Below are 12,365 nucleotides of genomic sequence, written 5' to 3' on the forward strand. Positions count from 1 at the left end.
ATTCCTCAAAGTCCCCCTTTTTAAGGGGGATTTAGGGGGATCTGCGGGTGTCAGATCCCACACGAAAAAGTTTTCAAACAACCTCTAAGCCAAAAGGTAGAGTAACTCAGCAGAAAGTTATTCCCTAAAACTAATAAGAGACTTCCAAGAAATAAATTATCCTAAGAAACGAACCACAGAGGCACAGAGTACACAGAGAAAGAATTTCTGCATCAGTTTTGGGACATTTTTTTATTTGGAAGTCTCTAATTTGGGATTTTGTTCCTATCTAGCCCCATGCTACATTTAGTATGGGGAGGTTTTTTACGAACTATCCTATAATTATTATTGGGGTTGCTGAATTGAGGTATGAAATTCCCAAATTGAACCTTTAAAACTCAAACCTCAGTGCGTCTTTGCGCCTTTGCGTGAGACTGAAATTCATACCCTTAATCAGCAACGCCTAATTATTGAATGATCTACAGCAGATTACAGATTAATGAGGTAGAGGATTTAAGTTCAAAGCCAGACAGCAAGCTAGTTTTACTCCTGAATCCTGACTGGGCGCAGGCCCTGCGCCCCTACCTCCTGACTGTATGTTTTGGTAGTTATTTAAGGTTAAGGAATATAAAAATGAAAACCTTTGCAACTATAGATGGTAATGAAGCTGTGGCTAAAGTCGTTTACCAATTAAACGAAGTTATTGCCATTTACCCGATTACACCATCTTCACCGATGGCGGAATGGTCTGATACTTGGATGAGTGAGGGAAAACCGAACATCTGGGGAACTGTTCCTGCGGTGGTACAGTTGCAGAGTGAAGGGGGGGTTGCGGGTGCTGTACATGGGGCTTTACAAACGGGTTCACTGACAACCACATTTACAGCATCTCAGGGGTTAATGTTGATGCTACCAAATATGTACAAAATTGCCGGTGAACTTACACCTACAGTATTTCATATTGCGGCGCGATCGCTTGCAGCCCAGGCTTTATCCATTTTTGGAGATCATAGTGATGTCATGGCTGCAAGAACTACTGGTTTTGCCATGTTGTGTGCTGCTTCTGTGCAAGAAGCCCATGATTTTGCCCTAATTTCCACAAAAGCAACTTTATTATCTCGTATTCCTTACTTACACTTTTTTGATGGGTTTCGCACTTCCCACGAAGTCAATAAAATAGAAATATTAACAACTGAAGACTTACAAAAATTTATTCCTTTAGACTTAGTAATTGCCCATCGTTCACGGGCTTTAACACCTGATAACCCGGTATTACGAGGAACGGCGCAAAACCCTGATGTTTATTTTCAAGCTAGAGAAACAGTAAACTCTTTTTATCTCGCTTGTCCAGATATTACTCAACAGGTAATGGATGAATTTGCCGCAATGACGGGTAGACAATATCAACTATTTGATTATCATGGACATTTAGAAGCAGAAAAAATAATTATTCTCATGGGTTCTGGTTGCGAAACAGTTCATGAAACCGTAGATTATCTCAATCAACAAGGTGAAAAAGTGGGAATTATCAAAGTTAGATTATATCGTCCCTTTGACACCCAAAGATTTATTAATTCTCTGCCCAAAACAACCCGAATAATTGCCGTTTTAGATAGAACAAAAGAACCAGGGGCAATTGGTGAACCTTTATATATAGATGTAGTTACAGCTTTGGCAGAAAACCAACTTCACAAAATTAAAGTTGTGGGAGGTAGATATGGTTTATCATCTAAAGAATTTACACCAGCAATGGTAAAAGCGGTATTTGATAATTTAGATGTGGAGAAACCAAAAAATCATTTTACTGTGGGGATTAATGATGATGTTACTCATAACAGTTTAACATATAATCCCGAATTTAATATAGAAGCCGACAATATAGTTAGGGCAATTTTCTACGGTTTGGGTGCAGATGGTACAGTAGGGGCAAATAAAAATTCTATCAAAATCATTGGAGAAGAAACAGATAATTTTGCCCAAGGTTATTTTGTTTATGATTCTAAAAAATCTGGTTCAGTTACCGTCTCTCATTTGCGTTTTGGTTTTCAACCAATTCATTCTACTTATTTAATTACTAAAGCTAATTTTGTCGCTTGTCATCAATGGGACTTTGTAGAAAAATTTCCCATATTGAAAGATATTATTCCTGGTGGCACTTTTTTACTAAATTCACATTATCATAAAGATGAAATTTGGAATAAATTACCTGCTGCAATGCAAACAGAGATAATTAACAAAAATATCAAATTCTATGTCATTAATGCCTACAAAGTCGCCCGTGAAGCGGGAATGGGTGGACATATTAACACCGTTATGCAGGTTTGTTTCTTTGCCATTTCCGGTGTTTTACCAAGAGAAGAAGCTATAGATCAAATTAAAAAATCTATTCGTAAAACCTACGGTAAAAAAGGTGAAGAACTTGTACAAATGAATATCCAAGCAGTTGATAAAACCTTGGAAAATCTCTATGAAATTAGGGAACGGGGAACGGGGAACAGAGAAAAGGAAAATATAAGAATGTCCTCAATTCCCGATACTGCCCCTGCATTTGTCCGCAATATATTAGGGAAAATGATAGTCCGTGAAGGTGATGATTTACCTGTGAGTGCATTACCTGTAGATGGTACATATCCCACAGGAACATCTAAATGGGAAAAACGCAATATTGCTGAAGAAATTCCGGTTTGGGATGCTGACGTTTGTATTCAATGTGGTAAATGTGTGATGGTGTGTCCCCATAGTGTCATTCGCGCTAAAGTATATGCACCAGAAGAATTAGAAAATGCCCCAACAACTTTTAAAAGTGTCAATGCAAAAGAACATGATTGGCATGATTTAAAATTTACCATTCAAGTAGCAGCAGAAGATTGTACAGGTTGCGGTATTTGTGTTGATGTTTGTCCCGCCAAAAATAAAGCCGAACCGCGCAAAAAAGCCATTAATATGGCAGCACAAAAACCATTGCGAGAACAAGAACGAGAAAATTGGGATTTCTTCTTAAATCTCCCTAACCCAGATAGACGGAATTTAAAGTTAAATCATATTAATCAACAACAGATGCAAGAACCATTATTTGAGTTTTCTGGTGCTTGTGCTGGATGTGGAGAAACACCTTATATTAAACTTGTAACACAATTATTTGGCGATCGCATGATCGTTGCCAACGCCACCGGTTGTTCCTCTATCTATGGTGGTAACTTACCCACCACACCTTGGACAAAAAACGCCGCAGGTAGGGGTCCAGCATGGTCTAACAGTCTATTTGAAGATAACGCCGAATTTGGCTTAGGTTTCCGGGTTTCCATAGACAAACAAGCCGAATTTGCCGCTTATTTACTCCAACAACTTGCACCCCACATAGGTGAAACCTTAGTCTCAGAAATCCTCAACACTGAACAAAAAGACGAATCCGATATTTACTCTCAACGAGAACGAATTGCTATTCTCAAAGGAAAATTAAAAGAAATTATCACCGCAGATGAACACAGATTAACGCAGATGAAAGAGGATTCTATCAGCGTTTATCTGCGTTTATCTGCGTTCAAAAATCTTCAATCCCTCGTTGATTATTTAGTGAAAAAAAGCGTTTGGATCATTGGTGGTGACGGTTGGGCTTATGATATTGGTTATGGTGGATTAGATCATGTAATCGCTAGTGGACGCAACGTTAATATTCTCGTCTTAGACACAGAAGTTTACTCTAATACTGGCGGTCAAATGTCCAAATCTACCCCTAAAGGTGCAGTGGCAAAATTCGCAGCAGGTGGTAAACCTACAACCAAGAAAGACTTAGGTTTAATCGCTATGACCTACGGTAATGTTTATGTTGCTAGTGTAGCAATGGGCGCAAAAGATGAACAAACCCTGAAAACTTTCTTAGAAGCCGAAGCTTACGAAGGTCCATCATTAATTATTGCCTACAGTCATTGTATTGCTCACGGTATCAACATGAGTACAGCCATGCGAAATCAAAAAGCTGCTGTAGACTCTGGACGCTGGTTATTATATCGCTATCACCCCGACCGCATTAAACAGGGAGAAAACCCCTTACAACTCGATTCTCGCACCCCTCACATACCAATAGAAAATTCCATGTACATGGAAAACCGTTTCAAAATGTTAACTAAAATTAACTCAGAAACAGCAAAAGAACTCCTCAAAGAAGCCCAACTCGATGTTAACACCCGTTGGCAAATGTACCAATATTTAGCCGCCAGGAAATTACAATAAAGCTAAATTACGAGTCATACCGTTTCTTTGTGAAAATGCGCCAAATTTTTTGAGATTTTCTGTCTCTGTGTCCTCTGTGCCTCTGTGGTTCATTTAAGTAGGTGAACACAATAAAACCAAACTGTGTAAAGAAACGTAAAATCGCCCAAACCCTCTTCACTCTTGCCTCTTGCCTCTTGCCTTTTGCCTTGCCATAACGACAATTTTCAACGCCAACCTACTTATCTTAATTGAATTAATATCAGGAGTCAGGAGACAGAAAGAAAAAATTACCCATTACCAAATTTATGAACTTAACTACCACATATTTAGGTTTAGAATTAAAATCTCCCCTAATTCCCTCCGCGTCTCCACTTTCCGAAGACATTGATAATATTAAATTAATGGAAGATGCAGGTGCAGGTGCTGTTGTTATGCACTCGCTATTTGAAGAACAATTAAACTTAGAAAAGTCCGCACTTTATCATCATTTAAGCCATGGTACAGAAAGTTTTGCAGAAGCCTTAACCTATTTCCCAAATATTGCTAAATTCCGAGTCGGACCAGAAGAATATTTAGACCATATTCGCAAAGCTAAAGAAAAGGTGGATATTCCCATTATTGCTAGTTTGAATGGTTCTTCAGTCGGTGGTTGGACTAAATATGGTAAACTCATGCAAGAAGCAGGAGCATCAGCACTAGAATTAAATATTTACTATGTTCCCACTAACCCAGATTTAAGTAGTCATGATATCGAGCAAAATTATCTTGATATTCTCACATCTGTTAAAGCCGCCGTTACTATTCCTGTAGCCGTAAAACTCAGTCCTTACTTTACTAATACTGCGAATATTGCTAAACGTTTAGATCATGCCGGGGCTGATGGATTAGTATTATTTAATCGGTTTTATCAACCAGATATTAATTTAGAAAATTTAGAAGTCGAACCTCATGTACTTTTAAGTACCCCCCAAGCCATGCGTTTACCCCTGCGCTGGATAGCCATTCTCTATGGTCATATTCAGGGTAGTTTGGCTGCAACTAGCGGTATTCACAATGCCCATGATGTGATCAAAATGTTAATGGTGGGAGCAAATATAACTATGTTGTGTTCTGTATTATTACGAGAGGGAATTAACCATATTCAGTGTTTAGAAAAAGACCTACGGGAATGGATGAAAACCCATGAATATGAATCTGTAAAGCAAATGCAAGGTACTATGAGCCAGTTAAAATGTCCTAATCCTAGTGCTTTTGAACGCGCTCAATATATGAAGGCTTTGCAAACCTATAACCCGGATTCGGGTAGAGTTTATACACCATCTTAGTCCTGACTCCTGACTGGGCGCAGGCCCTGCGCCCCTACCTCCTGACTTATGAAAAAACGTATCGGTATTCTTACAAGTGGTGGTGATTGTCCTGGGCTAAATTGTGTGATTCGCGCGGCTGTGAGTCATGCCACACGGACTTATGATTGGCAGGTAGTGGGTATCCCTTACGCCACCCAAGGGTTGCTAGAACGGAAAACAGTGCCGTTAAGTATACATGGTTGGGATTTACGTGGTATTGACCCTTTGCTAAATATGGGGGGAACGGTTTTAGGTAGTATTAATAAAGGAGATACTTTAGCTCATGCTGATGAAATATTAGCCGGCTATGAAGCGATCGCTTTAGATGCTTTAATTATTGTCGGTGGAGATGGTAGTTTAGATATTATTCATCAACTATCAGTTTTAGGTAATTGGAATTTAATTGCTATCCCCAAAACCATTGATCATGATGTCGCCTTTACAGAACGTGCAATCGGCTTTGATACGGCAGTTAATACCATTGTTGATGCCATTAACCGACTCATATTTACCGCTGCTAGTCATGACCGGGTAATGATTATCGAAGTTATGGGACGCAACGCTGGACACTTGGCTTTACACTCAGGAATTGCCGGCGGCGCTGATGTGATTTTAATTCCCGAAGTCCCCTATACTATTCAAGGAATATGTAATCATCTGACCGAATTACGCGAACAGTGGCAAAAAAAATTCGCCATTATAGTTGTTGCTGAAGGTATATCTGTTTGTACAGAAGATGCCAATAATCCTTCTACTTGCACAACTGCTAAATGTGGTCAAGGTCAATATATTGCCGAAAAAATTGCCAATTGTAGTCATCACCTGATTGATACCAGAGTTTCTGTATTAGGACATATTCAGCGCGGTGGTATCCCCTCAGCTTTAGACCGTCTCACAGCTACCATGTTTGGTAAAGTTGCCATTGATTTAATTGCCCAAAATCAATATGATCAAATGTTAGCTTGGCAAAATGGAAAGGTTGTCACTTTCCCCATTCAAGCCGTGATAGATAATAATCCCTCTCTTGTTAATCCTCAAGGTGATTTAGTCCAAACCGCTCGGTCTTTAGGTATATATATTGGTGAATAAAGTGACAGGTAATGGGTAATGGGTAATGGGTAATGGGTAATAGAAAGATAAATAATCTCCCCAACTCCCCCAACTCCCCCAACTCCCCCCACTCCCCCAACTCCCCCAACTCCCCCCACTCCCTTACGTATTACTCAACTTCAGCGAGCGCTTCTAAATGAAAAGCCACATTTTTCAGTGCCATTTCAATTTCGTTACTATAAGAAAGACTTCTCCATCTTGGTGTTGTGGCATAGTCTAAGGCATTTGTATCCAAGTATTCTGCAAAAATTACCAGTTTTTCGGGGTCTGTTGGGGCTGTTGCCAACTTTGCTAAAAATTCTTGAGGTGTCATAGATTTGCCAGGAAAGAATAAAAGTCTCATGAATCGGTCAATTCTATGAGCATAAGTGCTACTATCCCTAAAAATCTGTTCAAAATACTCAAATATTGGTAATTGGTAATTTTTTTTCATTTCTCCTGACTGGGCTGACTGGGCGCAGTCCCTGCGCCCCTACCTCCTGACTCCTCACTTCAGTACATAACTCAATGTTTCCAGTAATTCTTGATTAGTGTAGGGTTTTAATAAAATCGCAGGAACTTGATTTTCATTACTTGGTTCCAGCATATTTTGGATATTACGTCCACTACAAGCAATTATTTTGACTTGAGGATTGATTTTTTTCAAATTGGAGATAGCAGAACTTCCATCCATTTCTGGCATCATCATATCCATCAACACTGCTCTAATTTGCTGTTTGTACCGTGCATAAATAGCGATCGCCTCCATCCCATTTTTAGCAGTAATAGTTTGATAATTGTAACTTTCTAAAATATTTTTCGTAACTTCCAGCACTTGGGGTTCATCATCTACCACCAAAATTAACTCTCCCCGTCCTGGATACATTTCCCCATAATCCGGTTCTAAAGCGATAACTTCCTGATTTACCGATGGTAAAAATACTTTAAATTTACTGCCTTTCCCCACTTCACTATCAACATTAATAAAACCCTTGTGACTTTTAATCGTTCCTAGCACTGTTGATAGTCCTAATCCTGTTCCCTTGCCAATATCCTTAGTAGTAAAAAATGGCTCAAATATTCTTTCTAATATTTCCGGTGGCATCCCCGTCCCCGTATCTTCCACGGTAATCACAATATAATTTCCCACACCAGCATAATGATTTATCCGTCTCATCTCTTCACTAATATACAAATTTTCCGCAGAAATAGACAGATTGCCACCATTAGGCATAGCATGACCAGCATTAACCATTAAGTTAATTAATACCTGTTCCAGTTCATTCTTATCCCCAGATACCGTCCATAATTTTGGCGGGAGATCGGTGAAAAATATGATAGATTGAGGAAAAGAAAATGTTTCCTTAGCCATCTGAATAGTATCCCTAATCAAATCACTAATCTGAATAATTGTATATTGAATCTCTACTCCCTTAGCAAAAGATAAAAGTTGTCTTACCAAAGCTGCCCCTTTTTTAGCATTATTCTCAATAGTTGTTAGCATTGGCAAACAATTATCTTTATCTAACAAAGGTTTACTTCTAAGCAATTGAGCATATCCTAAAATCGGTGTTAAATGATTATTGATATTGTGAGCAATCCCACCAGCTAAAGTCCCAATACTTTCCATTCTTTTAGCATGAATTTCCATCTGTTGAGCGCGGGAAAACTGCTCTTCTAGTCTTTTCTTTTCAGTAATATCAGTATCTACCGTGAGAATAGATTTAGGTTGTCCATCACCATCTAACATCAATGTCCAACGGCTTTGAACAATAATTAGTTGATTCGATTGTGTACGTTTGCGTAATTCACCCTGCCAACTTCCCAATCTCACTACAGTTTGCAGAGGAATTATCTCTTGCTCATGGGAAGTTGAATCATAAAAAATATCCTTGGGATTCTTGTCTAAAACCTCCTGACTTTTCCACCCATATATCTTCTCTGCACCCTGATTCCAAAAAAGAATCTGGGCTTGAAAATCACGGACAAAAATTCCATCAGTTGCAATATCTAAAAGGGCAGCTTGTTCAGAGATTTGCTGTTCAGTTGCCTTCCGTTCAGAAATATCTCTAGTAGTACCAATCATCCGCATCGGTTCACCATTTTCATTACAGTAAACTTTTCCCCTAGAAATCAACCAATTTAGACTACTATCACCACCAACTATCCGATACTCACAGACAAAATCAACTTTTTTCTCAATAGAGGTACTCACACATTTTTGAAACCGCTCACGGTCTTCAGGATAGACTAACTTGAGAAAGTCTTCACAATTAGGAGATAGAGTATCAATAGGTAAACCATACATTAAACCCAAATTAGGAGACCAGAGAGTTTTATTGGTTTGGATATGCCAATCCCAGATTCCAATTTTACCTGCTTCCAGTGCCAATGTGAGTCGGGCTTCACTTTCTTGTAAGGAATCTTGAATCTCTTCTCGTTCCACGATTTCCTGTTGCAATCGCTCATTAGCAATCACTAATTCTGCCGTGCGTTCTTTTACCCTGGTTTCCAAAACATCGCTATTTTGACGGAGCGCTGCTTCTAATTTTTGGCGTTCACGCAGTGCAGCTTGCTGTTCGCTAATATCAGTTATTGACCACAATAACCCGGTTCTTTTACCTTCACTATCAGATATAGGATTTACTCTGACACTAGCAGAAAATAGCGAACCTTTGCGAGACTGGAAATCTATTTCCCATTCCTGTATATGCTGTATTTTTTTTAACTGGGCTACGAACTGAAAGCGGTGTTTTTCAACAATAAACACCACTAATGGCTTGCCAATCAGATAATTTTGACGTACAGATAATAGGGATGCTGCTCCATAATTAGCTTGCTGAATTATACCTAAACTATCAGTTACTAAATAACCATTAGGTGCAAATTCAAATAGATTTTGATAACGCTGCCGTTCTGCTTCAGTAATTTCACGAGAATAGATCAATTGTTCATTTTGTTGCCGCAGTTCTTCTTCTGCAATTTGCAGTTCTTCTAAGGTTTCCTGAAGTTGCAGATTAATTTCTACACTATCAGCAACCTCTTCTTTCACCCATTGTTGTAAATAATTATAAGTTTGCCAGCGAATTACTTCTAATTCCTGATTAATTGCTGTGTGTTTTGTATTAGAATCTCCGAGATTTTCCTGTAATGCCTCAATCACACCCACTATTTTTTCTATATTTAAGCTTTGTAATAAGTCTTTTTCATGGACAATACCAATTAAGTTTTCTTCGTCATCTACTATAGGTAAATGTTGAATATCATGCTGATTTAAAAGTGCCAACACGGTTAAAATATGCTCAGAATCTGATTTTTTGAGGGTAATTGGTGGCTGATTCATCACATCCGCCATTTTCACTGCTGATAAGTTAGTATTTGAGGCAACTACCCTTAGTACATCCTTAATCGTCAAAATTCCTTGTAATTTCTTGCCCTCTACCACCAAAACATAGTCTTTTGCCTCTTGGGTTAAATGACTAACTGCAACCTGATTCATCAATTTAATAGCATCCATTACATAACTATCATGACCAATAGTTACAGGAGAATAATCAATAATTTGATGTAAACTAGGTAAATCAATTAACTTCTCATTCAGTCCATCAACTAATGGGTTTAATGGTTTTGTCTGATCAATAGATACTTCTGCAACTAATTTCATATCAGTAAAACTATGGTAATAAGGGGTTAATTTATACATTAAAGACTTTTCAAACAACCTTTAAGGGACTTCCAGGAAATAAATTATCCCAATAAATAAATGAACAAACGAACCACAGAGGCACAGAGAACACAGAGAGAGAAGAAATAGGGAGGGTTTTTGCGTTAGTTTTGGGACATTTTTTTATTTGGAAGTCTCTAAGAGTAAGCCACAAAATTATGTTCACCTACTTAAGTTGTCTGTGAAGGCAGGGAACAGGGAACAGTTTTAGCTATTTCACAAAACGAAATATATTTTAATTTTTCTCCACCCACTTAGGAATGTGGATTAAATAAAATGCAGAAGTTGTGACAGGGGTATAGTAGACTAAAGAAGTAGGTATTAGGGAACAATATCGTGATAGAAATCTACTCTCCAATGCTAGAAAAGCAGATGCAAGATTACTATGAATCTCTATCGGAGAAAGACCGTAGGCGGTATGCAGCGATTGAAGCAAAAAAGCTTGGGTACGGGGGGATTGGATACATAAGTAAATTGTTGGGATGTAACTACAGAACAATCAATAGAGGGATGGAGGATCTGGAACAGCCGAGTAAAACCAGCAGTCCAAGAATTCGCCGTCCAGGAGGAGGAAGAAAAAAAGCACTGTTAACGATACCTGGAATCAATGAAGCATTCCTGACGGTAATAGAAACACACACAGCAGGTTCGCCAATGGACGAGGATATTAAATGGACAAACTTAACTCGTCAACAAATAGCAGACTTATTAGCCGAAAAAGGCATAAATATCAGTGTTACAGTTGTAGACCAATTACTCTGGGAACATAAATTTCGTAAACGCAAAGCAGTGAAAATGATTGCGTGTGGAAGTAGCGAAAATCGTAATGAGCAGTTTGAGAAGATTGAAAGCCTTAAAACCCAGTATTTTGCTGAGGGTAACCCAGTGATTAGTATGGACAGTAAAAAAAAGAGTTAATTGGCAATTTATATAGAGAAGGAAGTATTTATACTGATGCTCCAATCAAGGTATTAGACCACGACTTTCCATCTTTGGCAACAGGAATAGCAATTCCACATGGGTTATATGATTTAAAGGATAACATTGGTTTTATACAAATTGGTACTAGCCATGACACCAGCGAATTTGCCTGTGATTCAATCCGTTATTGGTGGAATAATTATGGCAAAAACCGCTACCAATTGGCTACCTCTATACTACTGTTATGTGATGGTGGTGGTAGCAACAGTTCTCGTTACTATGTATTCAAAGAAGCATTACAAGCTTTGGTGAATGAAATTGGAATTGAAATTCGCATTGCTCACTATCCTCCTTATACATCTAAGTACAATCCGATTGAGCATCGGCTGTTTCCACATCTAAGTCGGGCTTGTAAAGGTGTTATTTTCGACAGTGTTAACACTGTAGCTAAACTGATGGCAAAAGCTACTACTCAGAAAGGGTTACAGGTTTTTACGACCATCATTGATAAAGCCTACCAAACCGGTAAGAAAGTTGCTGAGGGTTTTAAAGAAACAATGGAGATTTTCTTTGATGATTTTTTGCCACAGTGGAACTATACTGCTAAACCACAACAACATTTAGAATTGTAAGTTATTTAATCCACATTCCTTAATAGGGATATTGTTTAAATCTTAATCGTATGATCAAATTGTATACTTGAAAATTTATATATAACCAATAAGTCGTGAGACAGAATTAATTACACAATGTCATTGCGTAAGCGTTGCGTGGCGTTAGCCATATGGGACGAAGTGAAATGAAGCAATTCCAAGGGTTGTGATTGCTTCCCTTCGCTCGCAATGACTGTAACCCTACAAATCAAGGCTTTTTCTAATTTGGACAAGGTATTGAGACATATTTTGGAAAATTGGCATTTCTTTTTGTGGAGTTCCTTTGGGGTTATAGCACATCTTTGACTTAGTAGTGATTAGTTACAATAAAACTTTAGTTAAATGTAAAGCGCAATTATAAATACTGTATTCATTGCACCTTCGTCTAGGAGTTTAGATTGAGAATTGCTAAATCCCTGCTGATTCCTCCTGATTACTCCT

General features: G+C 38.4%; 5 protein-coding genes and 1 pseudogene. 4 read left to right on the plus strand and 2 right to left on the minus strand.

The annotated features are described in order from the left end of the window. The first annotated feature begins 612 nt into the window (after positions 1–612). The 3 genes from nifJ (at position 613) to AA650_RS01570 (ending at position 6,626) form a co-directional block, all read left to right on the plus strand. Positions 613–4,209: a pyruvate:ferredoxin (flavodoxin) oxidoreductase gene (nifJ, locus tag AA650_RS01560; RefSeq protein ID WP_442853951.1), complete on the plus strand. Its 3,597-nt coding sequence runs from the start codon at positions 613–615 to the stop codon at positions 4,207–4,209. A gap of 287 nt (positions 4,210–4,496) precedes the next feature. After that, positions 4,497–5,516 carry a dihydroorotate dehydrogenase-like protein gene (locus AA650_RS01565; RefSeq protein ID WP_053537696.1) on the plus strand — a complete coding sequence of 340 codons (1,020 nt, stop codon included), beginning with the start codon at positions 4,497–4,499 and terminating at the stop codon, positions 5,514–5,516. A gap of 48 nt (positions 5,517–5,564) precedes the next feature. After that, positions 5,565–6,626, plus strand: a complete 1,062-nt coding sequence (locus AA650_RS01570) for an ATP-dependent 6-phosphofructokinase (RefSeq protein WP_053537697.1) — start codon at positions 5,565–5,567, stop codon at positions 6,624–6,626. A gap of 130 nt (positions 6,627–6,756) precedes the next feature. Here the strand turns inward: AA650_RS01570 and AA650_RS29395 are convergent, their stop codons facing one another. Together AA650_RS29395 and AA650_RS01580 are read right to left on the minus strand one after the other, a co-directional pair. Continuing rightward, complete coding sequence (locus AA650_RS29395; RefSeq protein WP_422387112.1) at positions 6,757–7,080, minus strand: hypothetical protein; 324 nt, start codon at positions 7,078–7,080, stop codon at positions 6,757–6,759. Positions 7,081–7,134: 54 nt separating this feature from the next. Continuing rightward, a complete protein-coding gene (locus AA650_RS01580; protein WP_081424342.1) occupies positions 7,135–10,290 on the minus strand; it encodes a PAS domain S-box protein in 3,156 nt (1,051 codons plus the stop codon). Between the two features lie 714 nt (positions 10,291–11,004). Between AA650_RS01580 and AA650_RS27485 the strand changes: the two are divergent. Beyond that, positions 11,005–11,903: pseudogene (locus AA650_RS27485) on the plus strand (ISAzo13 family transposase). The last annotated feature ends 462 nt before the right edge of the window (positions 11,904–12,365 follow it).

It is taken from the genome of Anabaena sp. WA102 (assembly GCF_001277295.1).
Taxonomy (GTDB): Bacteria; Cyanobacteriota; Cyanobacteriia; order Cyanobacteriales; family Nostocaceae; genus Dolichospermum; species Dolichospermum heterosporum.

Coding starts and splice junctions, on each gene's coding strand:
- AA650_RS01580 (WP_081424342.1), bottom strand. CDS start 10,290: ATGAAATTAGTTGCAGAAGTATCTATTGATCAGACAAAACCATTAAAC.
- AA650_RS01570 (WP_053537697.1), top strand. CDS start 5,565: ATGAAAAAACGTATCGGTATTCTTACAAGTGGTGGTGATTGTCCTGGG.
- AA650_RS01565 (WP_053537696.1), top strand. CDS start 4,497: ATGAACTTAACTACCACATATTTAGGTTTAGAATTAAAATCTCCCCTA.
- AA650_RS29395 (WP_422387112.1), bottom strand. CDS start 7,080: ATGAAAAAAAATTACCAATTACCAATATTTGAGTATTTTGAACAGATT.
- nifJ (WP_442853951.1), top strand. CDS start 613: ATGAAAACCTTTGCAACTATAGATGGTAATGAAGCTGTGGCTAAAGTC.